The 24,196-nt window shown below is 70.7% G+C and carries 20 protein-coding genes; 11 read left to right on the forward strand and 9 right to left on the reverse strand.

Going from position 1 to position 24,196, the window contains the following annotated elements:
• Positions 1 to 63 precede the first annotated feature (63 nt).
• On the forward strand, positions 64 to 2,541 hold the full coding sequence (locus L3Q67_RS09115; RefSeq protein ID WP_499189106.1) for a helix-turn-helix transcriptional regulator: 2,478 nt from the start codon (positions 64 to 66) through the stop codon (positions 2,539 to 2,541).
• Here the strand turns inward: L3Q67_RS09115 and L3Q67_RS09120 are convergent.
• From L3Q67_RS09120 to L3Q67_RS09150, 7 genes are all read right to left on the reverse strand, one after another.
• Positions 2,465 to 4,999, reverse strand: coding sequence for an acyltransferase domain-containing protein (locus L3Q67_RS09120; RefSeq protein WP_499189107.1), 2,535 nt, complete (start codon positions 4,997 to 4,999; stop codon positions 2,465 to 2,467). The genes L3Q67_RS09115 and L3Q67_RS09120 overlap by 77 nt on opposite strands.
• On the reverse strand, positions 4,999 to 6,741 hold the full coding sequence (locus L3Q67_RS09125; protein ID WP_499189108.1) for an SDR family NAD(P)-dependent oxidoreductase: 1,743 nt from the start codon (positions 6,739 to 6,741) through the stop codon (positions 4,999 to 5,001). The genes L3Q67_RS09120 and L3Q67_RS09125 overlap by 1 nt, the downstream gene beginning before the upstream one ends.
• 278 nt (positions 6,742 to 7,019) lie before the next feature.
• A complete protein-coding gene (gene phoU / locus L3Q67_RS09130) occupies positions 7,020 to 7,688 on the reverse strand; it encodes a phosphate signaling complex protein PhoU (RefSeq protein WP_209663717.1) in 669 nt (222 codons plus the stop codon).
• Between the two features lie 248 nt (positions 7,689 to 7,936).
• The gene (locus tag L3Q67_RS09135; protein WP_499191468.1) at positions 7,937 to 9,355 is read right to left on the reverse strand and encodes an LCP family protein; all 1,419 of its coding nucleotides are present in this window, start codon (positions 9,353 to 9,355) and stop codon (positions 7,937 to 7,939) included.
• Between the two features lie 920 nt (positions 9,356 to 10,275).
• Positions 10,276 to 10,917, reverse strand: a complete 642-nt coding sequence (locus L3Q67_RS09140) for a GGDEF domain-containing protein (RefSeq protein ID WP_499189109.1) — start codon at positions 10,915 to 10,917, stop codon at positions 10,276 to 10,278.
• A 93-nt stretch (positions 10,918 to 11,010) separates the two neighbouring features.
• Positions 11,011 to 11,442: a hypothetical protein gene (locus L3Q67_RS09145; RefSeq protein WP_499189110.1), complete on the reverse strand. Its 432-nt coding sequence runs from the start codon at positions 11,440 to 11,442 to the stop codon at positions 11,011 to 11,013.
• A 4-nt stretch (positions 11,443 to 11,446) separates the two neighbouring features.
• On the reverse strand, positions 11,447 to 12,085 hold the full coding sequence (locus L3Q67_RS09150) for a lysophospholipid acyltransferase family protein (RefSeq protein WP_499189111.1): 639 nt from the start codon (positions 12,083 to 12,085) through the stop codon (positions 11,447 to 11,449).
• A gap of 53 nt (positions 12,086 to 12,138) precedes the next feature.
• Here L3Q67_RS09150 and L3Q67_RS09155 point away from each other — a divergent pair, with 53 nt between their 5' ends.
• Positions 12,139 to 12,726 (forward strand): TetR/AcrR family transcriptional regulator, encoded by a 588-nt coding sequence (locus L3Q67_RS09155; RefSeq protein ID WP_499189112.1) that lies wholly within the window; start codon positions 12,139 to 12,141, stop codon positions 12,724 to 12,726.
• A 951-nt stretch (positions 12,727 to 13,677) separates the two neighbouring features.
• Here the strand turns inward: L3Q67_RS09155 and L3Q67_RS09160 are convergent.
• Together L3Q67_RS09160 and L3Q67_RS09165 are read right to left on the reverse strand one after the other, a co-directional pair.
• Positions 13,678 to 14,835 (reverse strand): globin domain-containing protein, encoded by a 1,158-nt coding sequence (locus L3Q67_RS09160; RefSeq protein WP_499189113.1) that lies wholly within the window; start codon positions 14,833 to 14,835, stop codon positions 13,678 to 13,680.
• A gap of 251 nt (positions 14,836 to 15,086) precedes the next feature.
• On the reverse strand, positions 15,087 to 16,262 hold the full coding sequence (locus L3Q67_RS09165; RefSeq protein WP_499189114.1) for a globin domain-containing protein: 1,176 nt from the start codon (positions 16,260 to 16,262) through the stop codon (positions 15,087 to 15,089).
• 393 nt (positions 16,263 to 16,655) lie between these two features.
• Between L3Q67_RS09165 and L3Q67_RS09170 the strand changes: the two genes are divergently transcribed.
• The 9 genes from L3Q67_RS09170 to L3Q67_RS09210 all read left to right on the forward strand — a co-directional run bounded on the left by L3Q67_RS09170 (position 16,656) and on the right by L3Q67_RS09210 (position 24,193).
• Positions 16,656 to 17,120, forward strand: coding sequence for a MarR family winged helix-turn-helix transcriptional regulator (locus L3Q67_RS09170; RefSeq protein ID WP_499189115.1), 465 nt, complete (start codon positions 16,656 to 16,658; stop codon positions 17,118 to 17,120).
• Positions 17,121 to 17,349: 229 nt separating this feature from the next.
• Positions 17,350 to 19,941 (forward strand): ATP-dependent Clp protease ATP-binding subunit, encoded by a 2,592-nt coding sequence (clpB, locus tag L3Q67_RS09175; protein WP_499189116.1) that lies wholly within the window; start codon positions 17,350 to 17,352, stop codon positions 19,939 to 19,941.
• Positions 19,942 to 20,031: 90 nt separating this feature from the next.
• Positions 20,032 to 20,781 (forward strand): type III secretion system chaperone family protein, encoded by a 750-nt coding sequence (locus tag L3Q67_RS09180; protein WP_499189117.1) that lies wholly within the window; start codon positions 20,032 to 20,034, stop codon positions 20,779 to 20,781.
• A gap of 4 nt (positions 20,782 to 20,785) precedes the next feature.
• On the forward strand, positions 20,786 to 21,556 hold the full coding sequence (locus L3Q67_RS09185; RefSeq protein ID WP_499189118.1) for an SDR family NAD(P)-dependent oxidoreductase: 771 nt from the start codon (positions 20,786 to 20,788) through the stop codon (positions 21,554 to 21,556).
• Positions 21,557 to 21,592: 36 nt separating this feature from the next.
• A complete protein-coding gene (pyrE, locus tag L3Q67_RS09190) occupies positions 21,593 to 22,156 on the forward strand; it encodes an orotate phosphoribosyltransferase (protein ID WP_499189119.1) in 564 nt (187 codons plus the stop codon).
• Positions 22,157 to 22,187: 31 nt separating this feature from the next.
• On the forward strand, positions 22,188 to 22,367 hold the full coding sequence (locus tag L3Q67_RS09195) for a hypothetical protein (protein WP_499189120.1): 180 nt from the start codon (positions 22,188 to 22,190) through the stop codon (positions 22,365 to 22,367).
• Between the two features lie 102 nt (positions 22,368 to 22,469).
• Positions 22,470 to 22,877: a DUF2784 domain-containing protein gene (locus tag L3Q67_RS09200; protein WP_499189121.1), complete on the forward strand. Its 408-nt coding sequence runs from the start codon at positions 22,470 to 22,472 to the stop codon at positions 22,875 to 22,877.
• Positions 22,878 to 22,889: 12 nt separating this feature from the next.
• Complete coding sequence (locus L3Q67_RS09205; protein WP_499189122.1) at positions 22,890 to 23,549, forward strand: hypothetical protein; 660 nt, start codon at positions 22,890 to 22,892, stop codon at positions 23,547 to 23,549.
• Positions 23,546 to 24,193, forward strand: coding sequence for an RNA methyltransferase (locus L3Q67_RS09210; RefSeq protein ID WP_499189123.1), 648 nt, complete (start codon positions 23,546 to 23,548; stop codon positions 24,191 to 24,193). Before L3Q67_RS09205 ends, L3Q67_RS09210 begins: the two co-directional genes overlap by 4 nt.
• Positions 24,194 to 24,196 lie beyond the last annotated feature (3 nt).

Consider the following 24,196-nt stretch of genomic DNA (forward strand, 5'->3'; position numbering starts at 1 on the left):
GGCGACCCCTGTTTTCTGGGCTAATTTCGCTCCGAACCCCGCACAACAGGCAAAGGGGACAGCATGCAGATCGCACGGGACGAGCAGCTCGCGGCACTGAAGGCGCGGCTGGCGGACGCGGAGTCGGGCACGGGCAACGCCACGGTGCTGAGCGGCGGTGTCACGTGCGGCAAGACCACCTTGCTGGCCCGGTTCGCCGGGCTCGCGGAGGACGCCGGGGCCCGCGTCCTGCGTGCCGGGTGCGCCCGTGCGGAGCAACGCCTGCCCTTCGGCGCGCTGGCCCAGTTGCTCCCGGCCGCCGCGCTCGCCGACGAGCAGATCCTCAAGGCGCTGGACCACGACCCGGACAGCGTGGTCGCGGAGAACGACCTGCTGCGGGTGTCACGCGCGGTCGGGAGCGCCCTGTTCGCGCTGGCGGCCGACCAGCCGCTGGTGCTCCTGCTCGACGACGCCCAGTACTGCGACGCCCCGTCCATGGCGTGCCTGCTCTACCTGGTGCGGCGGCTCGGCGGTCGTCGTGTGGCGCTGGTGCTCACCGAGGGCGCCGGTCCGCTGGCCCTCGGTCCGGCGGTGCGCGCGGAACTCTCGCGCCAGCCGCACTTCCAGGTGCTGTCGGTGGATCCGCTGACCACCGGGAACGATCTGGCGCTGACCGGCGGGAACCCGCAGCTGGTGCGCGGGCTGGCCGAGGGCCGGTTCGGCGAGGCGCTGCTCGGCTGCCTGCACCGGGCCGCGCCGTCGACGGTCGAGCTGCTGAGCGGGATCGCCGTGCTCGGTTCGGCGGTCGACGTGGCCGAGCTGCTCGGCCGCGAGGTCGACGCCGATCTGCTGGCCCTGCGCGCGAGCGGGCTGCTCGACGCGGCCGACCACGCCCACCCGGACGTCGCGGCGGCGGCGCTCGGCACGCTCTCCCCGGCGGCCGCGGCCGATCTGCACGAGCGCGCGGCCGTGCTGACCCACACGGCGGGCGCGGCTCCCGAGGTGGTCGCCGGGCACCTGCTGCGCGCCCCGCACCTGCGTCCCGACTGGGCGGCGGCCGTGCTGACCGACGCCGCCGACGCCGCGTTGCGTGACCAGCGGCCCGCCGACGCCGTGCGCTACCTCGAACTCGCCCGTGACACCACCACCGATCCGGCGCACCGGCTGGACTTGGCCTCGCTGCTGGCCCGGGTCACCTGGCGGCTCGACCCCGGGCAGTCCACCCGCCACCTCGAACCGCTGGTGAGCGCGGCCCGCGACGGCAGGCTGACCGGCCGCGACAGCACCGATCTGGTCGGATACCTGCTCTGGCAGGGAAAGCACGAGGAAGCGCTGGCCACCATCCGCGGGCTGGCCGGTGACGCGCAGCAGCTCGCGCAGGCCGAACTCTGGCTCTCCACCACCTACCCCGGGCTGAAGCGGCGCATCCGATTCGACCAGCTCCTGCCGGGTGGGCAGCCGGCAGGCACCAGCCAGCGGCCGACCGTGCTCGGGGCCGAGCACCTGCTGCAGCGCTCCCAGTTCGGCGAACGCGACCAGATCGCCCCGCAGGAGGAGTTCGGCGCGCTGCTCACGCTGATCTACGCCGGCAGGCTGGACGCCGCCGCGCACTGGGGACGGCTGCACCACCTCCGGCTGCGGACCACCAGCCGCACCGGGCAGGCCCTGCTCGCCGCCGTCCGCGCGGAAATCGCGATGCGCCAAGGGGAACTGACCGTCGCGCACCGGGAAGCGAGCGAAGCGCTGCGGGTGCTGTCCGAGCGCGGCTGGGGTGTCGGCATCGGCTTCCCACTGGCGAACCTGCTGCTGGCGCTGATCGGCATGGGCCGGATGGACGAGGCCGCCGAGATCGCCGAGCGCCCGGTGCCGCAGGCCATGTTCGACACCCGGTTCGGCCTGCACTACGTCCACGCCCGCGGGCACTACAGCCTGGCGATCGGGCGGCACCAGGCCGCGCTCGCCGACTTCCTGTTCTGCGGCGAGCTGATGCACCAGTGGGGCCTGGACCAGCCGTCGGTGGTGCCGTGGCGGTCGAGCGCCGCGCAGGCCTGGCTGGAGCTGGGCAACCGCGGGCAGGCACGCAAGCTGCTCGACGCGCAGCTCGGACTCGCCGGTCAGGACCACCCGCGCGTGCGCGGCATCTCCCTGCGGGTGCTGGCCGCGGCGAGCGATCCCGGCCAGCGACCGCAACTGGTCGCCGAAGCGGTCAAACTGCTGGAGTCCTGCGGTGACCGGCTCGAACGGACCAAGGCACTGCAGTTGCTGACCGGCGACCGGCGGCAGCCAGCCCCGCGGTCGCCCCGGCCCAAGCCCGCGCGACCGGCGAGCGAAGTGGCGCGCGGGCTGGACAAGCTGAGCGAGTCCGAGAGCCGGGTCGCCGCACTGGCGGTGTGCGGCTGCTCGAACCGGGAAATCGCCGGGAAGCTCTACATCACGGTGTCCACAGTGGAGCAACACCTGACCAGGACCTACCGGAAGCTGGGCATCAAGCGGCGGTGTGATCTGCCGATCGAGCTGCAGACGCTGGCGATCCCGAGCAGTCAGGGCGTGCAGAGCGCGTGAGGTCGATCCAGTACCGCTCGCGCTGGAAGGGGTAGGTGGGCAGCTCGACGCGGCGGCCGCCGGGGAAGCAGGCGCTCCAGTCGACCGCGGCACCGCGCAGGTTCAGCCGCGCCACCGCGGTGAGGAACTGGTGCGTGCCACCGGGATCGGCCGCCTCGGCGAACACGCAGCCCTGGTCGGCGAGCGCCCGGAGCGCGTGCTCGAACAACACCGGCTGGCGCAGGTTCCAGTACCAGTAGTCGGCGGTCAGCTCGGTGGTGTCGAACCAGTCGCCGGTGACCGTGGAGAAGAACGGGACCGCGGCCTTGCCGGGCACCACGTCGGCGAGCAGGTCCTTGACCAGCTGCTCGATTTCGTCCACATGGGACGAGTGCGCGGCGTACTCGACGGTCAGCCGGCGCACGCGGATCCGATCGGCCTTGAACCGGTACATCAGCTCGTCCAGCGCGGTGGCGTCCCCGCTGACCAGCACCGACTCCGGCGAGTCGATCGCGGCCACGCCCACCCGGCCCGGCCAGAAGCCGATCCGGTCGACCACTTCGTGTTCCGGCAGGGAAACCGCGACCGTGCCACCCCGGCCGACGATCCCGCGCAGGGCCCGTGCCCGCAGGGCCGCCACCTTCGCTCCGTCCATCAAGGACAGCGCGCCGGAGACCACGGCGGCGGCGATCTCGCCGTCCCCGTGTCCGACGACCGCGGACGGCCGCACGCCGAACGCCTCCCACAGCGCCGCGACCGCCACCTGCACGGCCCAGCGCACCGGCAGCACCACGTCCACCCGATCCGGTACGCGTTCGTTGTGCAGCAACTCGGTCAGCGACCAGTCGACGTGCGCGGACAGCGCGCGCTCGCAGTCGGCGATCCGCTCGGCGAACACCGGGTGCTCGAGCAGTTCGTTGTTCTCCCAGGCCCATTCACCGCCGGGGAACACCAGCACCGGCGCGGTCTGCTCGGCCACCTCGCCGGTGACCACGTTGGGCGCCGCTCGTCCTTCGGCCAGCGCCTTGAGCGCCGCGCGGAATTCGCCGGGCTGCTCGCCGATCACCACGGCCCGATGGGCGAACTCGGTGCTCCTGGCCAACGAGAAGCCGATGTCCGCGGGCGCGTCCTTGTCTACATAGGACAAGAGCTGGATGGCCCGGTCACGCAGCGCGGCCTCGGTTTTCGCCGAAAGCGGCCACACCATCGGCAGTTCGGTGATCGGTTCGGCGGGCTCTTCCCGGCTGGTCCGCCGCACCGAGTCGATCAGCACCTGAACCGAATCCGCCCGATCCGGCACGGTCGCCAGTACCGGGCAATCACGCCGTTCGGCTTCGGAAAGCCTGGCCAGCACAACGATCCCGGCTCCTTCGGCCGGTGAGGCACCCACGGCGTCGGGAGTCGCCAGCACGGTCGCCCAACCGGCGAGCGCCAGTGCCGAGTCACCCCGGCGCAGCGAGTCGACGGCCATCCGGCACGCGTCGCCGGTTTCCACCGCCGGACCGGCGAGGCCGAACACCTGCGCGAGGCGCACGGCGGCGGTCGCGGGTTTGGCGGGCACGTCCATCGAAGCCGCCCACACCAGCGACTCGTAGTGCCTGCCGTCCACCCCGGCGAACACGCCGACCTTCTCGCCACGCATCCGCTCGGGATCGATTCCGGCTTTTTCGAAGGCCTCCCAAGCTATTTCGAGCAGCAACCGCTGTTGTGGATCGGTCACCAGCGCCTGTTCGGCGGTCATGCCGAAGAACGCCGCGTCGAAATCTCCTGGAGCGCTGAGGAATGCGCCACGCGGGGTGACGTCCCAGCCGCGGTCCTCGGGCGGCGGCCCGATTTCACCGGGGACGCGCCCGCTCACGCCGATCACCACGATGGGCTCGTCGACGTCGAAATCGTTGGTGTCCATGGCATAGGCGACCCCGGCGCGCACGATCATCGGCGGTTTCGCCGAGCCGAGCACCTCGGGCAGTACCTGCACGGTCGCTTCGTGCTCATCGGCGAACACCAGCCGTTCGGGTTCGAACTGCCCGCTGCGCAGGAGTTCCCGCGCCTGCTCGGCGGTGCGGAACGGCACGATGCTCAGCTCCGGCCCGGCTTCCCGCCCGGCCGGGGCACGTGGGTGCCAGTCTTCGTCGGTGATTTCCGCCTCTGTTCCCGGCTCCAGCACACCGGTCGCGTGCCGGACCCAGTCGTCACTGTTCCTCGTGTACAGGTGAACAGCGCGCATTCCGTTATCCAGCGCGCCAACCCGTAACTGGAACCGTACGCCGCCGGCCTCGGGCAACACCAATTCCGCTTCCTCGCGTAATTCACGCACGTGCGGGCAGCCCGCTTCGGCACCGGCGAGCGCGAGCAGTTCGGTCAGCACCGCGGCGGGCAGCGGCTTGCCCGCGAGCCAGGGGTGGGTGTCGGCGCGGAGATCACCGCGGCACAGCAGCGCGCCGGTACCGGCGATCGGTTCGACCAGGTCGAACACCATCAACCCACCTCCAGCCAGTGCACGCGGTCCTCGGCGGGCACCGGCGGTGTGGTCATCTCGATGAGGCGGTAACCGTGCGCGCGGTAGGCGGTCAGGGTGCGCTCGAACGCCTCCGCGTTGCCCGCCGACGCGCGCACGAGGCGTCGCACGGTGATGCGACCGGCGCGGAAGCGGAAGGTCAGCTCGTCGATCGCGGCCGGATCCCCGGAAACGACCACCGATTCCGGCCCCTCCACCGCGAGCACGCCGATCCGGCCCTGCCAGCGGGCGATCCGGTCGGCCACCTCGCTTTCCGGCAGGGACACCGCGACCATTTCCTGCGACCGCACGGCGATCGCCTTCGCGCCTTCTTCGAGGGTGAGCGAGCCGGAGACCACGGCCGCCGCGATCTCGCCGGCACCGTGGCCGAGCACGCGCGCCGGGCGGACGCCGCGCGCCCGCCACATCGCGGCGAGCGCGACCATCGTGGCCCAGTCGTGGCCGTGCAGGGGATCGGTGTAGCGGGCCAGCTGCCGCTCGCATTCGGCGTAGGTGGCCGCGAACTCCGCGGAACGCTCGCGCAGGACGTGGGCCAGCCCGGGGTTGTCCAGCTCGTCGGGGAACACGAAGATCCGCAGGTCGTCGGTGGCGCGGCAGTCGTAGGCCAGTGCGTGGGCCCGGCCGCCACGGGCGCGGCGGCGGGCGGCGAGCGCGGCCAAGTATGCGCTCGTCGCCGCCGCCGCGCCCTGGCCGAGCCGCCCACGCACACCATCCAAAGTGGACATGAGCACGAAGGCGTCCAGCGTGGTCTCGGCGAACACGCGGTCGAGGTTGCGGGCGCCGATCACCCTGGCGAGCAGGTCGGCCGGGCGGAGTTCGGGCAGGGGACCGACGGGATCGTGCCCGGCGGTGTGCACCACGGCGTCGATCGGGCCGCACTCCGCCTTGACCCTGGCGAGCGAAGCCTCGTCGGTGACGTCGGCGGCGGCCATGGTCACCCGGGTCCCGGCGAGGAGCTTGCGCAGTTCCGCCGCTTCCGCCGCCGCCGGGCCACGACGGCTGACCAGCACGAGGTGGTCCGCGCCCTGTTCGGCGGCCCAGCGGGCGACGCGGGTGCCGAGCGCGCCGGTGGCCCCGGTGATCAGCACGGTGCCGCGCGGCGTCCAGTCGTGCCCCGGCTCGCGGACCGTGCGAGCCGCGTAGAGCCCGTCTTTGTGGACGGCGAACCGATTGTCGCCGCCGTGGTGCGACAACGCGGTGACGAAGTGGCGCGCGGTGTGGTCGTCCAGGTCACCGGGCAGGTCCACGATTCCGCCCCACCGGTGCGGGTTCTCCAGCACGGCGGCGCGGCCGAGCCCCCAGAGCAGCGCCTGCACCGGGTCACCGCCGGTGGTCATCGCGCCACGCGTGACGCACCAGAGCGGCACTGCGAGCCCGGCGTCGCCGAGCGCCTGCATCAGGTAGACCGTGCTCGCCACCCCCGGCGGCAGGTCCTCATCGGATTCCTGCAGCGCCAGCAGGGAGATCACGCCGTTCAACTCGCGGAAGATCCGGAGGCAGTCGGCCATCGCCGAGCGGTTCCCGGCGGGGATCAGGATCGGCTCGGCCCCGTACTGCCGCAACACCGCGGCGAACTGCGCCCCGTCGTCCAGATCGGCGACCACCACCGCCCAGCGGCCGGACAGCCGCGGGGTGCCCGACACCGGCCGCCAGTCCATCCGGTGCCGCCAGCAGTCCAACGCGTTGTCGATCCTGTCGGTCATTTCGCGGCCCCTGTCCTGACGCGGCGGTGAAGTCCCGGATGTCGCGTCGCCAGCATCGCCCCGCCCCGGCGGGACCGCCCACCCCTATCCGCCTGCCCGGCCCCTAGCCCGCGCCCGCCACCCCGACGCCCGCGCCGCCCGAGCCCCACCCCATGCCTCAGTTCCCCACCCCGGCCGCGTGCTTCCGCCACCCCGGCACCGGTGAAATCCACAGTGGACCGCACAAAAAAGGTGGCTCCGGAGCGGGATCGCTCCGGAGCCACCAAGGCGGGGGGTGGTTACAGGTCTTCGTCACCCGGGCCGTAGCCGGGCATGCGGCCGGTGACCACGAAGATCATCCGGCGCGCCACCGAAACCGCGTGGTCGGCGAAGCGCTCGTAGAACCGGCCCAGCAGCGTGACGTCGACCGCGGCGGCCACGCCGTGCGGCCATTCGCGGTCCATCAGCACGGTGAACAGGTGCTTGTGGATGTCGTCGACCTGGTCGTCGTCGGCCTCCAGCTCCTTGGCCGCGTCGACGTCCTTGGTCTTGATCACCTGCTCCGCCTGCCGCGCCAGGCGCACGGCGATCTGGCCCATTTCGGCGAAGTAGCCCCGCACCTGGTCCGGCAGCACCGGCTCCGGGTGGCGTCGCCGCGCGGCCTTGGCCACGTGCAGCGCCAGGTCGCCCATGCGTTCCAGGCTTTCCGCCGCGTGGATCGCCGCGAGCACGGTCCGCAGGTCGGTGGCCACCGGCGCCTGCAGCGCCAGCAGCGCGTACGCCTGTTCCTCGCACTCCGCCCTGGCGTCGTCGACCTTGGCGTCATCGCTGATCACCTGCTCGGCGACCGCGAGGTCGACGTCGAGCAGGGCCGCGGTCGCCCGCTCCATGGCATCCGCCACCTGCACGGACATGGCCGCCAGTTTGTCGGCCAGTTGTTCGAGTTCGACGTGGTAAGCCTCGCGCATGCGGCCACCATACGGCCAGGACCACGCGAACGCCGCATCCTCGGGTGAACCGGACGTGAATCCGGACTAACGATCTCGGCTGGCTAGGCGCTCCTCCGGTGAGTCCGGTCGATGGGCTTCGTGATCCAGGTGGTTCCTGGCGGTGCGGGCGATTCGGCCTCGTACTGGCCGTACTCGGCCGAACTCGCCCGTGTCGCCAGGGGCCGCCTGGGCGCGGAGAGCGCGACCTTGACTTACCGGAGGAGCGCCTAGTTCCCTGGCTTGGCTTGGCCTTTCTGCGTGCCACCGGGTGTCGACGGCGGTGGCGCGGGGGCCTTCTCATCAGGCAGGGGACCGTTTTCGATCAACGCCTCGAACAGCTCCTTCGACTTGGTCTGGAGCAGTTCCTCGTTGCCGCGGCTGTTCGACTCACCGGTGGTCGGCACGGTGATGAACTTCACCGTGTCCGGGTTGAGCCCCTTCATCGACTGCGCCAGCGTGAGCATCTGGTCCACGCCGAGGTTGTCGCCGAAGGTGGCGGCGGTGAAGGCGTTGATGAAGCCGGTCAGCTTGCCGCCGTCGAACAGGACCTCCTGCGACATCGTCTTCTTCAGCAAGGACCCGATCACCAGCTGCTGACGCTTGATCCGACCGTAGTCGGAGGTCACGTCGCCCTTCACCTTCCGCGCGCGGACGAAGTTCAGCGCCTGGTCACCGCTGATGAGCTGCTCGCCCGCCTGCGGCACGATCACGCCGAGCACGTCGTCGATGATCGGTTCCTCGATGTGCACCGGCACCCCGCCGACCACGTTGATCATGTCCTTGAAGCCGTGGAAGTCGATGCCGACGAAGTGGTTGATCTTCATCCCGGTCAGCTGCTGGATCTGCTTGGTCGTGCATTGCGGGCCGCCGATCGCGTAGGCCTCGTTCAGCTTCGCCTTCGCCCTGCCCGCCACCACTTCTTCGGAGTACGCCCCGGTGGCGGAGTCCCAGCGCTTGCAGTCCGGCCGCGTCACCTCGAGGTCACGCGGGAAGCCGACGACGATCACGCGCTTACGGTCCGCCGGGATGTGCGCGATCATCAGCGAGTCCGACCGGGCACCGCCGACCGATTCCGCGGTGCCGACGCCCTCCTCGGCCTCCGCACCCGCCCGGGTGTCCGAACCGGCGATCAGGAAGTTCTCGTCACCGTTCTGCCCGGCGGCGTTCTTGATGTCCGCCGAGTTCTCGTCCAGCGCGACGATCTCGTTGAACTTGCTGTTGAACCAGGTCTTCATCCCCCAGCCGGTCGCGCTGAGCAGGAACATCAGGCTGGCCAGCACGATCGCGGTGATCCGGCCCGCCTTGGTGGCCTGGTCGTGGTGGCGCTGCTTCTTCTCCTGCAGCCGGGTCTGCGGAGCCGAGGTCTCCTCTTCTTCCGGCTGTGCCTCGGCGTTCAGGTGCTCCAGCGGGTGCGGCCGCGGCTTGGCCGGGCGCCCGCCTTCGCCGGGGTGCGCCACGCGCTGCAGCTTCGTGCGCGTCTGCTCGATCAGCTTGACCGGCGCCGCGGTGAAGCGGCTCATCCGCTCCTTGCGCTTGGCCTCTTCGGCCTGCATCTCGTCGTGCGCGGCGGAGAACCGGGCCAGCGAGTTGTCGATCTTGCGGCGGTACATCGTCGCGTCGTCGAGCGGCTCCATCTGGTCGGTCATGATCAGCCGGTCCTCGGCGGACGGCTTGGGCCGTTCGGGACGCAGCGGCTTCGGCCGGGGCTCCGACTGCTGCGGCGACTTTTGCGGCGGCTTGGGTGGCTGCGGCTTAGGCGGCGGGGGCTGCTGCGCCTGCGGGCGCGGCGGCGGGGTGACCGGCGGGGTGACCGTGGTCTTCGCCTCCGGCGGCGACACCGGCGGGGGCGCGGGCTGACGCCGCGGCGGCCTCGGCGGAGCCGGCGGTGTGCGCGGGGGCGCCGGTGGGGCGGGCGCCTGCGCCGCGGGCGGCATGCCGTTCGCGGGCGGGCCAGGACGACGACGGACCGGGGCCCGCCGAGGCGGCACGCCGCCGGGGACCGGGTTCTGCCCGGTGACCGGACGCCGGCGCTGGGGCGGCATCTCTTCGTGCTTGTTGCGCGTCGGCGGCACCGGGCGCGGCAACCCGGGTGAGCTGGGGTGACCCGCCGGGCGCTGCCGGACCGGGGGCGGTGGCGGGGGCGGCTCGGGCTCCGGCTCCGGTTCGAACTCGGGCTCAGGTTCGGGTTCAGGTTCGGCCACCGGGGGTACCGGGTACTTGCCGGTTGCCTTGGCCATCACCTCGTTGACGCTGATGCCGCCGTAGGTGTCCATGGAACGCCGCCGCGACCTGCGAGAACGACCGGTGCCGGAGGAAAGGTGATCGTCAGGCACTCAGTCTCCCTTCAGCTCGGCGGTGGTGAGTCGACCACGTTCCTCGACTTGACTCGAAGTGGCGGGCTCCGGTGGATCATCGCCAGCCGGATGGCTTTCGTTATCCTACGGATACCCGCCGTTCGTGACGACACCATCCCGTGATGTTTTTACGCTCGGTGCCAGTTGGCCGGATGACCGCCACGTATCGACCAGCCATTATTACCGGCAGTGGGAAATCGGCTGACCCGGGGTTACCCACGGTGTCGAATGCGCCCGGGGTTTTCCGAATCCGGATAAGCCACCACATTCCGCCCCGCGCGTTTTGCCGCGTAAAGCAGGGCGTCGGCCTCGAGCAATCGTTCTTCCGCACGTCCCGGCCTCGTGGTCAGGCCGATGCTGACCGTGACGGCGAGCCCGGACTGCAGTCGCTGCCAGGCGTGCCGTGCCACGCGGACCCGCGCGCGCTCGGCCACCCGCAGCGCCTCCCGAACGCCCAAACCGGGCATGACCAGCACGAACTCCTCACCGCCGTACCGTGCGCAGAAGGCGCCGCGCGGCAGTTCGTGCTTCAGCAGCGCGGCCACGCTCCGGAGCACCCGATCACCGACGAGGTGGCCGAAGGTGTCGTTCACGTCCTTGAACAGGTCGATGTCCACCATCGCCACCGCCACCTCGCCGTCCGCGAGCTGCGCCAGGCGCCGGTCGAGGAAGCGGCGGTTGTAGCTCGCGGTCAGCGAGTCACGCTCGAGCGCGGAGCGAAGGTGCTGGTAGGCGCGTTCCCAGTTGCCCTGGGCGGCGAACAGGGAAGCGATGGTCTCGTGCAGCGCGGGCAGATCCCCGGCCTCGGTGTGGACTGCGATCCCGTCCTTGGACACCGCTTTCACCTCCGCCACCTGATGTTCGTCGTCGTGCAAGAGGCGGCGCTTGAGATATCGGGACGCGGCGGCGGCGAATATCGCTCAACCGGACGACGAAGCGTAACCGATTCACGATTTCGGACACGGAGCGAAGCCGTAAACGCGGCGATCGAGCAGAACTACGCGCTGCGAGCCGATCTGCTCGCCGATCGCGGCGCCCGCCCGCCGGACCGTCAGCGACACCGCCACCACGAACACCTCGCCCCGCGGCGGATCTTCGCCGTCGGGTGACCAGTCGGGGTCCGGGCGGACGGTGGACATCGCCGGGTAGATGTCCATGGTGAGGTCGCCGAGGTCGCACTCCTGGCCGGTGAAGTCCGGGTGCCGCGCGTCCTCGAGGAAGCGCTGCTGCTCCTCGGGCCCCTGGTCGCCCGCGCGGTTGAAATTGTCGAAGTAGCGGCTGATCAGGTCGGTGCCTGTCTCCTGCCGGGGTTGGAGCGGGGTCGTCCCGCACCCGGTGGCCAGCAGGGCGAGCGCCAGGCACACCACCGGTTTCCGCATGTGGTCAGGTTAGCGGGGCGGCGTTGAACTCCGGCGCCGTCTCCTGACCGGACATCGCCCCGATGGCCCGCATCACCTCGTCGGTCACCACCCGGCGGGCCGGGCCCGACTTGGGTTGCCCGGTGCCGCGGATCGGCGGGCCGAAGGTGACGGTGATCCGGTGCCACCGCGGCAACCGCCGCCCGACCGGCTGGAGCCGATCGGTGCCGGTCAGCGCGACCGGCACCACCGGCACGCCGGCCGTCAGCGCCAGCCACGCGACGCCGGTGCGACCGCGGTAGAGGCGGCCGTCGAGCGAGCGCGTGCCCTCGGGGTAGATGCCGAACACCTGGCCCTTCGCGAGCACGCCGAGCGCGGTTTCGAGGGCGCCCTGAGCGGCGCGGTGGGCACCTCGCTCGACCGGCACCGCGCCGGTCACGGTGAAGAACCAGCGGACGAGGCGGCCCTGGAGTCCGGTGCCCTGGAAGTACTCCGCCTTGGCGAGGAAGCGGACCCGCCGCCGGGTGACCAGCTGCAGGACCACGCTGTCGATGAAGGACAGGTGGTTGCTCGCGAGGATGACCGGGCCGGTGCGCGGCAGGTGCTCGTGGCCGTGCACCCGCGGCCGGAAGACCAGGCGGAACAGCAGTCGAAGAAGGATCACGTGCGCACTATAGCTCGTTTGGCGTCCGATCGTTCGGAAGCTAAACTACGCCCGTGAGCCCACGCCGGTCTGTCACCGATGCCCGCGATACCCGGTCCGCGATCCTGGCGCGCGGGGTCGAACTGGCGACCGTCGAAGGCCTCGACGGCCTGACCATCGGACGGCTGGCTGCCGACCTGGGCCTGTCGAAATCCGGGGTGCTGGGGCACTTCGGCGCCAAGGAAGCGCTGCAGCTCGCGGTGGTCGACACGGCAGCGGAGCAGTTCGGCCGGGCGGTCGTGGAGCCGTCCACCGGCACCACGCCGGGCCTGCCGCGCCTGCGGGCGCTGTGCCAGGCCTGGCTGACCCACCTGACCCAGCCGGCCGGCACCTTCTTCCTGGCCGCGGCGGCCGAGTTCGACCACCGCCCCGGCCCGGTGCGCGACGCCATCGCCGGGATGAGCGCGCTGTGGGAGCGGGACCTGCGCATGCACATCCGCCTGGCCCTCACCGACCGCACGCTGGAGGGCGATGCCGACCAGATCCTGTTCGACCTGACCGGCATCGTCCTCGCCGCGAACCACACCCTCCACCTGACCCGCGACGTGCGAGCCCTTACCTACGCCCAAACCGCCCTCACCCGACTCCTCACCCACACCTGACTCAGCCGCCGGGATGTAAAACTCCGGCGCCCCAACGCGAAACTCGCCTGCCTTGGTGTGGAATCCGGCCGCCCCAGCGCGGAGTTCAGGTGCGCGAGCGCGGAACTCGCCTACCCGAGTGCGGAACTCGGCTACCCGAGCGTGGAACTCGGCTGCCTCAACGTGGGACTCGGCTCCCCGAGTGTGGAACTCGGGTACCGGAGCGCGGGACTCGGCGCCTCAATGTGGGACTCGGCTGCACGAACGCGGAACTCGCGTGCCCGAACGTAGATCTCGACCGCTGGAACTCAAGTGCCTCAATGTGGAACTCGCTTGCCCCAACGTGGGACTCGCCTGCCGAGTGTGGGACTCGGCTGCCTGAGTGTGGGACTCGCGCGCCTGAACGTGGGACTCGCCTTTGGCGGCAGTTCGGGAGGTTCCACACTCAGGTAGCCGAGTCCCACGTTCAGGCAGGCGAGATCCACACTCGGGCAGGCGAGGCCCACGTTGAGGCAGGCGAGTTCCACACTCGGGTAGGCGAGGCCCACGTTAAGGCAGGCGAGTTCCACACTCGGGTAGGCGAGGCCCACGTTAAGGCAGGCGAGTTCCACACTCAGGTAGCCGAGTTCCGCGTTCAGGCATAAGAGATCCACACTCGGGTGGCGAGTCCCACGTCCAGACGGGCGAGTTCCACACTCAGGTAGCCGAGTTCCGCGTTCGGGCGGGTGAGTTCCACACTCGGGTGGGCGAGGCCTGCGGTTGGGTGGGTGAGGTTTGCGGTTGGGTGGGTGGGGTTTGCGTTAGTGCAGCGGGGTTCGACGTTTGGACAGGGTGGGGCGGCAGTTCAGTGCTGCATTCGGGTTGTCACGGTCGACAAGCGGGCGGGTGGGGTCGAGACTCGGGCAGCCGAGTCCGCACAGTCGTCGTGCAGTGGCGACCCGATCCCCCGGGGCCGCCGCTGCACGACCCGGGTCAGTCCACGGTGAACTGGTCGTAGCGGATCTGGGCGGCCGGCGTGCCTTCCTCCATCAGGCGCACCATGGTGGCCCGGATCATCGAGGGCGAGCCCGAGATCAGGACATCCGTGTTCGGCCACGGGCCCCGCCGGATCACGGCGTCCGCGAGGGTGCCCTGTTCGCCGTCGGGCACCTTGCCTTCTTCGGCCACCGGCACCACGGTCAGCCAGGGGTTCGTGGCGGCCAGCATCTTCAGCGTCGGCAGGTCGTACAGATCTTCCGCGGTCCGGCCGCCGAAGAACAGGTGCACCGGCGGATTCCGCTTCCACCGCGCCAGATCGTCCGCGATCGCCCGCAGCGGCGCCAATCCGGTGCCCCCGGCGACCAGCAGCAGTTTCCGGTTCTCCGCCTGCCGCACGGCGAGGGTGCCGAGCGCCGGGCCGATGCGCCATTCGTCACCGACCCTGGTGTGGTGCACGATCGACCGGCTCACCCAGCCGCCGTCCACCGCGCGCACGTGGAATTCCAGTACGCCGTCGGTGCGTGGCGCGGTGGCCGGGGAGAAGTACCGCCACATTCGCGGCCGTTGCGGCACCTGGACGCTCAAGTAATTGCCAGCGCGAAACGGTACCGGGTGTTTCGGCAGTACACGGATTATCGCTACGTTCGGGCTCGCCTTCCGGTGTTCCAGCACCCGCGCCGGCCACCAAGCCGGGCCTTTCTCCGCCTCCGCCGCCTCCCGCATGGACTTCGCGATGACGCCATAGGCATCGGTCCACGCACGTTCCACCTCCGAGGTCCAGTCGTCCTTCAGGAAACGCTTCAACGCGGTCAGCAACGCGATGCCGACGGCGTCGTAGTGGCGTGCGATCACGTCGAACTTGCGGTGGTCGCGCCCGAGCTGGTGCAGGAACGGCACCAGCTCGGCCGGCCGGTCCACCAGGCCGACCACGTGCACCAGCGCCCGCAGGAGCCGATCGCGCTGGGTGTTCATGTTGACGGGAAAAAGGGCCCTGGTCTCCGGGGAAACGGTGAAGAGCACGCCGTAGAAGAACTGCGCCAGTTCGACCGACTTCGGTTCCACCTTGGCAAAACTCTCATTGATCAACTTTGTCGTCCGGCTGGATTTGCCCCAGTTCGCCGGAATGGTCACGGGCAGCGCGTCGGGAAACATGGCGTGTACACCCATCGATGCGACGAATTCTCCAATCGATTCGAATGCGTCGTGATTTTTCAACACTCCCGTTTCCCCGACGGGGCTGGGACTCTACGACGCAAGTCGGCCGGTGGCGCCGATTCGCCACGCTTTCAGCTCGAATGGAGCAATATCGGTACTCGGTGTCGATTGGGGGTATTCACAGCGTGCGCCGCCGTTCGGGTGTTTTTGCGGGCGAGCGCGATTTTCCGCTTTTCGGCGTGAAAGGATCAGTCGATGGTGAAGGGGTCGTACTTGATCTGGTCCAGCGCGGTGCCCGCGACCAGCATGCGCGAAACCGTCGCCCGGATCATCGCCGGCGAGCCGGAGACCAGCACGTCGTGCTGGGGCCACGCGCCGTACTTCGTGATCACCTCGGCCAGCGTGCCCTGCTCGAACCCGGGCAGCCCGGGGTTGTTCTCCACCACCGGGACCACGGTCAGCCAGGGGTTCACCGCCGCCAGCGAGCGCAGTTCCTCCAGGTCGTACAGGTCCTCGCGGTCACGGCCGCCGTAGAAGAGCTTCACCTTCGGGTTTTCGCCCCACTGCGCCAGCTCGTCGAGCATCGCGCGCAGCGGCGCGACTCCGGTGCCGCCGGCGATCATCAGCACGTCCCGGCCGGACTCGCGGTCGACGGTCAGCCTGCCGAGCGGTGGCCCGAGCCGCCAGCGATCGCCCTGCGCGGTGTGGCTGACGATGGCGCGCGAGACCCAGCCGCCGTCGACCGCGCGGATGTGGAACTCGATCGACCCGTCGTCGCGCGGCGCGTTCGCCGGGGACAGGTACCGCCACAGCCGCGGGCGCTGCGGCACTTCCACGCTCAGGTACTGCCCGGCCTCGTACGGCACCGGCTGGTCCGGCTCGACCAGCACCAGCGCCAGGTCCCAGGTGAGCCGCCGGTGCTCGGCCACGGTCGCGGTCCACGAGCCGGGGTGCCGGTCGGCCGCGGCGGCCTCCTGCATCGCCCGCGCGATGATCGTGAACGCCTCGGCCCAGGCGCGCTCCACCTCCGGCGTCCAGTCCGGCCCGAGCTGCGTCTTCAGCGCGGCGAGCAGTGCGGTGCCGACCGCCTCGTAGTGGTTCGGGATGACGCCGAACTTGCGGTGGTCGCGGCCCAGCTGGCGCAAGAACGGCACCAGGTCGTCCGGGCGGTCGACCATCTGCACGATGTGCACCAGCGCGCGCACCAGCCTGCCCCGCTGGACCTCCATGTTGATCGGGAAGAAGTCCCTGGTGGCGGGCGCGAGGGTGAACAGCATCCCGTAGAAGAACTGGGAGATCTCCGGCGTGTACGGCTCGGCCTTCGCCCAGGTGTCACGGATCAGCCGCACCATCGCCGCGACGGCGGGCGGAGTCTGCCGCGTGGCGGCTGTCCTGGGTACTGGGCTGACCGGTTCGGCTGTCATCGCTGGCTGGTATCGGCTCCTGGTCCGGTTGCGTGGCGTGGTCGGTGGCGGCGGCGGGGACCGGTGGTCCACTGGTCCACATGCCGATTGTGGCCTGGATTATTCATTAATGCGCGTAGCTCTGGGTTCCGCCGACCGGGGCAGGCCAGCGGCTTGACCCAGGGGTGCCGGCGTAGGGAATATTCCCCCTTTCGGAATAAGTCGTTCGAGGTAAACAGGGCAGTGGTCCACCCCGGAGGGTAGCCGGAGACCGGGTAGGAGCCGATGACGTTGCTCCGGACGGGTGGTACTGAGTACGTCCGCCGTGTGATCGGTCACTGCTAAACTAGTTGCCACATACAACTAGTAACCCCCGGATTGTTTCGCCGGTGGCGCGAGGGGAAGGCTGGGCCGATGGGTCCGACGGACGAGGCCGCGCTCGAATTGGTACGGCAACTCAAAGTGAACGCGCAGTTGCAGCAGGCGTGGACCACGCACCTCTGGCAGGCCCAGAACGGGCTGCACCCCGCCTCCGCGTGGCTGCTCGCCGAACTCGCCCAGCTGGGCGAGTCGCGGCCGTCGGAACTGGCGAAGCGGCGCATGGTCGACGTCTCCGTGGTGAGCCGCCAGGTCGCGCAGCTGACCGCGGCCGGGCTGATCGAGCGCCGCCCCGCACCCGAGGACGGCCGGGCCGCGCTGATCCGGGTGTCCGAGCGGGGTGAGGAGGAGTTGCTCCACTGGCGGCGGCAGTACACCGACTTCCTCACCGACGCGCTCGCCGACTGGGCCCCCGGCGAGCTCGACGCCTTGACCGACCGGCTGAAGATGGCCAACGAAAGCCTGCGCGGCACCCTCGCCAAGCGCACCACCCCCCGCTGACCTGCCCCCACCCGCGCGAGGTCGCGCCGGTCACTGGAGGCCGGGTGCGCCGGGCCGCCCAACGGCACGGCGCACCCGGCCTCCAGTGACCGGCTCAAAGCGACCTCGCCGCCGTGCCGAAGGCACGGCCATGACATTGACAGGAACAGGCTCAACTTTTTTGACGTTGTGCATGTCGAGGACTTTTCCGGAAGGCTTGCGTCGAGCGACGCACGACATGAGGTGAGGGATGGACGCTTTCAACCCGACCACGAAGACCCAGCAGGCGATCTCGTCGGCTGCCCAGGCGGCGACCGTCGCAGGCAACCCGGACATCGCGCCGGCCCATCTGCTCGGTGCGCTGCTGGCCCAGGGCGAGGGCCTCGCCGGTCCGCTGCTGACCGCGGTCGGGGCGGACCCGGAGCTGGTGCACAAGGAGCTGGAGCCGATCACCCAGGCGCTGCCGTCCGCGACCGGCGCCACCGTCTCGCAGCCGCAGTTCGACACGCACGCGGTCAAGTCGATCACCCATGCGCAGAAGCTGGCCACCGAGCTCGGCGACGAGTACGTCTCCACCGAGCACCTGATGGTCGGCCTGGCCGCGCAGGGCGGTCAGGTGGCCGACCTGCTGAAGCGCCACGGTGCCACGCCGGACGCGCTGCGCGAGGCGTTCACCGCGGTCCGCGGCTCGGCCAGGATCACCAGCCCGGACCCGGAGGGGACGTTCAAGGCGCTGGAGAAGTACGGCGTCGACCTGACCGCGCGCGCCCGCGCGGGTGAGCTGGACCCGGTGATCGGCCGTGACACCGAGATCCGCCGCGTGGTGCAGGTGCTTTCGCGCCGGACCAAGAACAACCCGGTGCTGATCGGTGAGCCCGGCGTCGGCAAGACCGCCATCGTCGAGGGGCTCGCGCAGCGCATCGTCGCCGGTGACGTGCCCGAATCGCTGCGGGGCAAGCGCGTGGTCGCGCTCGACCTCGGCTCGATGGTGGCCGGGGCGAAGTTCCGCGGTGAGTTCGAGGAGCGGCTCAAGGCCGTGCTCAAGGAGATCACCGACTCGGCAGGCCGGGTGGTCACCTTCATCGACGAGCTGCACACCATCGTCGGCGCCGGGGCCACCGGCGAGGGCGCGATGGACGCGGGCAACATGATCAAGCCGATGCTCGCCCGCGGCGAGCTGCGCATGGTCGGTGCCACCACGCTGGACGAGTACCGCCAGCACATCGAGAAGGACGCCGCGCTGGAGCGCCGGTTCCAGCAGGTGCTGGTCGGCGAGCCGTCCACTGAGGACACGATCGGCATCCTGCGCGGGCTCAAGGAGCGCTACGAGGTGCACCACGGTGTCCGCATCACCGATGCCGCGCTGGTCGCCGCGGCCACCCTGTCCGACCGCTACATCACCGCCCGCTTCCTCCCCGACAAGGCGATCGACCTGGTCGACGAGGCCGCGTCGCGCCTGCGCATGGAGATCGACTCGCGGCCGGTGGAGATCGACGAGGTCGAGCGCGCGGTCCGGCGGATGGAGATCGAAGAGATGGCGTTGTCCAAAGAGGATGACGTCGCCTCGAAGCAGCGCCTGGCCACCTTGCGCGCGGAGCTGGCCGAGAAGCGCGAGACGCTCTCGGGGCTGACCGCGCGCTGGCAGAACGAGAAGGGCTCCATCGAGCGCGTCCGCGACCTCAAGGAGCAGCTGGAGCAGCTGCGCGGCGAGTCGGAGCGGGCCGAGCGCGACGGTGACCTCGGCCGGGCCGCCGAGCTGCGCTACGGCAAGATCCCCGCGCTGGAGAAGGAACTGGAAGCCGCCACAGCGAGCGAGACGGCCGTGCAGGCCGACGTGATGCTCAAGGAGGAGGTCGGCGCGGACGACGTCGCGGACGTGGTCAGCGCGTGGACCGGCATCCCGGCGGGCCGCCTGCTCGAGGGCGAGACCGGCAAGCTGCTCCGGATGGAGGAGGAGCTGGCCAGGCGGGTGATCGGCCAGGAAGAGGCGGTCAAGGTCGTCTCGGACGCGGTGCGCCGCACGCGTGCCGGCGTGGCCGACCCGGACCGGCCGACCGGCTCCTTCCTGTTCCTCGGCCCGACCGGCGTCGGCAAGACCGAGCTGGCGAAGGCGCTCGCGGAGTTCCTGTTCGACGACGAGCGCGCGATGCTCCGGATCGACATGAGCGAGTACGCCGAGAAGCACTCGGTGTCGCGGCTGGTCGGCGCGCCGCCCGGGTACGTCGGCTACGACCAGGGCGGGCAGCTGACCGAGTCGGTGCGGCGGCGCCCGTACAGCGTGGTGCTGCTCGACGAGGTGGAGAAGGCGCACCCGGACGTGTTCGACGTGCTGCTCCAGGTGCTCGACGACGGCAGGCTGACCGACGGCCAGGGCCGGACGGTCGACTTCCGCAACACCCTCCTGGTGCTCACCTCGAACCTCGGCTCGCAGGCGATCGCGGACGCCACGCTGGACGAACGCCAGCGCCGGGACGCGGTGCTTTCGGTGGTGCAGCGGCACTTCAAGCCGGAGTTCCTGAACCGGCTGGACGACCTGGTGGTCTTCCACTCGCTCGGCACCGAGCAGCTGACGTCCATTGTGGACATCCAGGTGGACCGGCTGGCCCAGCGCCTCGCCCAGCGCAGGCTCACCCTCGAAGTCACCGAGGCGGCCCGCGAGTGGCTCGCGCTGACCGGCTTCGACCCGATCTACGGGGCCCGGCCGCTGCGGCGGCTGGTGCAGTCCGCGATCGGCGACCAGCTGGCGCGGCTGCTGCTCGGCGGTGAGGTGCTCGACGGCGACACGGTGCGGGTCGACATCCCCGCCGAAGCGGGCGACTCGCTCACCGTGACGCGGGTCTGACCGGACGCCGTGCCGCCCCCACTCGATCGGGTAGGGGCGACACGGCGTCCTGATCTCGGGCTTCACGCCCAGGGCGATACGCTGGTGTTCGTGGGTATACCGGCGTGGATCTGGTTCGTCATCGCCGCCGCCGCCTTGCTGGCGGGGCTGGGGTTGCTGGCTGCCGACCGGGCCCGGGAGGGCTCGCGCAACCGGGAGCGAATGCGGTGGGCTGACCTCAGAGGCTGGGAGTTCGTCGAAGAGGACGAACGCCTGCCGCGACAGTGGACCGGCGGCGCGATCGGCTACTTCGGGGCCGAGGCCGCGGTCAACGTCGTGGGCGGGTCCACCTTCACCTCGGACGGCCGCCGCCCGGTCTTCGTCTTCGACATCGAGTCGGACGGGCAGATCCCGGCGGTGATCGTGGCCGTGCGCTGCAACCGCGTCCACCAGGTGCTGGTGGAGTTGTGGCTGGCCAGCGTGCCGTTCCAGCGCGCGGAGATGCCGGAGCTGCTCGGCCCGGTCGGCCAGCGCTACGCCTTCGCCGACGACGCGGAAGGTGCCCGCGCGGTGATCACCCAGGACCTGGTCGATGCGGCCGACGCGCTCGGCGGGGACGTCGGCGTGGCCTGGCTGGAGAACGAGTGGGTGCTCGCCAGCGTCGCGCCGAACGCCGGGCCGTCGCGCCTGGAGCGGCTGCTGCGCGACCTCGGCGAGATCGCCGACATCGTGGACCCGTTCGACGAGGCCGTCGACCCGGCTCACGACGGCAGGCACTGGCAGAACCCGGCCACCGCCGCCGCCCCCGCTCCTGCTCCTGCTCCTGCTCCTGCCGAGCAGCACCAGCAGGCGGGCGACTGACGCCGTGGCCACCGCACTCGTCACCGGCGCCACCGCCGGCATCGGCGCCGCCTTCGCCCGCAGGTTCGCCGCCGAAGGCCACGACCTCGTGCTGGTGGCCAGGGACCAGGCCCGGCTCGAGCGACTGGCCGCCGAACTGGCCGGGCGCCACGGCGTCGGCACCGAGGTGCTGCCCGCCGACCTCGCTTCGGCCGAGGGCCGCGAGAAGGTCGAGGCCCGCGTCGGTGTCGCCGGTGGGGTGGACATCCTGGTCAACAACGCCGGTTTCGGGCTCGGCGGCGAACTCCAGGACGCCTCGATGGAGCAACTCCAGGCGCAACTGGACGTCAACGTCACCGCGGTGCTCCGGCTGACCCGCGCCGCGCTGCCCGGCATGCTGGAGCGCGGGCGCGGCGACGTGATCAACGTGTCGAGCGTGGCCGGGTTCCTGCCCGGCCGCGGCTCCACCTACACCGCCAGCAAGACCTACGTCACCTCGTTCACCGAGGGCGTCGCGGGTTCCGTGCAGGGCACGGGCGTGCGCGTGATGGCGCTGTGCCCCGGGTTCACGCACACCGAGTTCCACCAGCGGGCCGGATTGGACAAGCCGGGCCCGAAGTTCTTCTGGCTGAGCGCCGACCGCGTGGTCGAGGAGGGGCTCGCCGATCTGCGCCGCGGTCGCTGGCTGTCCGTGCCCAGTCCGCAGTACAAGGCGCTGGTGGCGGTACTGCGCGTGGTCCCGCGGTCGCTGATCCGGGTCGCCGCCGGCCGCTTCGCCGGACGGGGCAGGACCTGAGCCGTTTCGTCGGTGGCGTGTGAGAGGCTGAGCGCCGTGGCGATTGCAGGCATTGATCAAGCGGCGAAACTCGAACTCGCCCGGCTCATCACCGAACTGTCCGTGGTGCACGGCAAGGTGACGCTGGCTTCCGGCAAGGAGGCCGACTACTACGTCGACCTGCGGCGGGCGACCCTGCACCACGCGGCCGCCCCGCTGATCGGCAAGCTGCTCCGTCAGCTCACCGCGGACTGGGACTACGTCTCGGTCGGCGGGCTCACCCTCGGCGCCGACCCGGTCGCCACCGCCATGCTGCACTCGGCGGCCGCCGACGGCATGGTGCTCGACGCGTTCGTGGTCCGCAAGGCCACCAAGACCCACGGCATGCAGCGGCGGGTCGAAGGGGTTGAGGTGCGGGGGCAGCGGGTACTCGCGGTGGAGGACACCTCCACCACCGGGGGCAGCGTGCTGACGGCGGTGCAGGCACTGGAAGAGGCCGGTGCCACGGTGGTGGGTGTGGCCACGGTGGTGGACCGCGACACCGGGGCCAGGGAAGCGATCGAGAAGGAAGGGCTGGCGTACCGGTACCTGCTGGACGCCCACGACCTCGGTCTCTCCTAGCGGCGGTGGGCGTGGTCGGAAGAGGGTGACCATGCCAGATCGTCGACAGGACCCGCTCGACCCGCCGGACCGCCCGGTCCCGCAGTACCCCCGTCGCGAGGAACCGCCGCCGGGGACTCCCGAGCAGTATCCGCGGGAGACCCCGCAGCGGTACCCGGCCGAGAAACCCGACGGCTTCCCCGGGGAAGACCCGCCACCACCACCGCGTTAGTACCGAAGTGGGTACGGGTACCCCTGATCACCAGCGGTTCTCCAGTGGACTGGAGTACGTTGGGTGTAAGGGGGACGTGAAGGGGATGGGGTGAGGGATGGCATGGCCGGTTTTTTCGCCGATGTCACGGTCGCGGTGCACGTGCTTGCCCTGTTGTACATCGGCTTCGGCGGTTTCGTCGCGTGGCGCTGGCCGAAAACGATCTTCGTGCACGTCTTTTTCGCGGCGTGGGGCATCCTGGTCAACGTTTTCCCGATCCCCTGCCCGCTGACCGCGCTGGAGAACCACTTCCGCGCGCAGCAGGGCCTGGGTGATCTGCCGGGCGGTTTCAACGCGTACTACCTCTACGACACGGTGTTCCCGCGCGACATGATGCCGGTGGTCGTGTCGATCGCGTTCGTCGTGCTGGTGGTCTCCTACATCGGCGCGTACGTGCACTGGAAGCACCGCGACAGCGACGACGGCACCGGCGCCGAGGGCACGCACGCCCACCCCATCGGCCTCGGGTGACAGAATCGCGGCGTGGTCATCGTTGCGATCTTCGTCGGCATCATCCTGCTGGGCCTGGTGATCGGCCTGGTCAGCAGGCCGAAGGTGCAGGCGAGAGCGCGCGCCCACGTGGACGCGGTCCAGGCGACCGCGGCGGCTTTCGGCTGGCAGATCGACCGTAGCCCGGTGCCGGACCTCCGCGCCCGGCTGCCGCTCGGCGGCATGTTCGACGCGGACACCGCGATCCGGGCCACCGCGCAGCTGACCGGCCAGTGGCGGGGCGTACCGGTGGTGGCGCTGCAACTGACCTACGGCACGGACGGCTTGGCCACCCGCACCTGGCACACGATGACCATGATCATGGTGCCGCGGCCGGTGCCCGGGACGGTGGTCGCGCTGAGCCCGCAGGGCATGTCGTGGGCGAACTTCCTCGCTTCCGACCGGCAGATCGGTCATCCCCCGTTCGACCAGCGCTACCACGTGCACGCGAAGAGCGACGAGTACGCGCGCGCCACGCTGACCCCGGCGGTGGCCGGCCTGCTCGCCACCGATCCCCGCATGCGGGACCGGATGCTGTTCTTCGGTGAGCACGACCTCGCCGCCTCCTTCCCCGGCCCGATCACGCAGCAGCAGGTTCTCGCGCAGACCGCGGACCTGCTGCTCGAAGTGGCCCAGCGGCAGGCGGCCCGATGACCGAGGCGGGACCCACCGAATGGGTGGCCGAGCACGAGGTCGGCGTCGGACCGTGGCCGGGCGAATGGCCGTCGGACGAGCGGTACGACCCGGAACTGCTGGAGCAGGGCGACCGCCGCAACGTGGTCGACGCCTACCGCTACTGGCGGCGCGAGGCCATCGTGTCCGATGTGGACAGCCGACGACACCCGTTCCACGTGGCCATCGAGAACTTCCAGCACGACCACAACATCGGCACGGTGGTGCGCACGGCCAACGCCTTCGCCGCCGCCGCGGTGCACATCGTCGGGCGGCGCCGGTGGAACCGCCGGGGCGCGATGGTCACCGATCGCTACCAGCACCTGCACCACCACGCGACCGTCGGCGAATTCACCGCCCACGCCGCCGAATCCGGGCTGGCCGTGGTCGCCGTCGACAACACCCCGGGCGCGGTCCGGCTGGAAACCGCCGAACTCCCGCGCGACTGCGTGCTGCTGTTCGGCCAGGAGGGCCCCGGCCTGTCCCCGGGAGCCCAGGACGCCGCCGCGCTGGTGGTCTCGATCGCGCAGTTCGGCACCACGCGCTCGATCAACGCGGGCGTGGCGGCGGGCATCGTCATGCACACCTGGATCCAGCAGCACGCCGACCTCGATCGGGCGTGGTGACTC

It is taken from the genome of Saccharothrix sp. AJ9571 (assembly GCF_021725495.1).
Lineage (GTDB): Bacteria > Actinomycetota > Actinomycetes > Mycobacteriales > Pseudonocardiaceae > Amycolatopsis > Amycolatopsis magusensis.